This is a genomic window from Lactobacillus sp. C449L (assembly GCF_059900815.1).
On the sequence record NZ_JBWXGA010000410.1, the window covers coordinates 1 to 405 of the forward strand.

1 protein-coding gene is annotated in these 405 nt (G+C 62.0%); it reads right to left on the reverse strand.

The genetic code is table 11. The features are described 5' to 3' along the window. Positions 1 to 405: hypothetical protein (locus AC2JF9_RS10020; RefSeq protein ID WP_500727472.1), on the reverse strand; the 405-nt coding region annotated here is incomplete at both ends.

Consider the following 405-nt stretch of genomic DNA (forward strand, 5'->3'; position numbering starts at 1 on the left):
TTCGAATTCGATATGCGGGGTTTGCAGCGTTTTCTCGATCCGGATGATCATCTCGAACGTCTCGCCGGGCGTGACGTAGCGCGGCACCGTCTGCAGCACGCGCACCTGCGCATCCTGATACCAGACGCTCGTCTCTTCGATCAGGTCGCTGTATTCGAATGCGGACGGCGGCGGCGGCGCCTCCTCGCGGACGAACAGGCGATAGCCTTCCATGATGCGGTTATGCTCGCTGACTTCCTCGGTCCGTCCCGACGCGCCGGCGACCGAATGGACGGGCTCCTTGCCCTTCTCGTCGTAGCCGATGCACAGGTAGACGTTCTTCGCGTATTCGTTGTTCGTAAAGCCTTCGAGCATCGACAGCTTCAGCGTCACCGGCGACGGCACCACGATCTCGCGGCCGAGCTG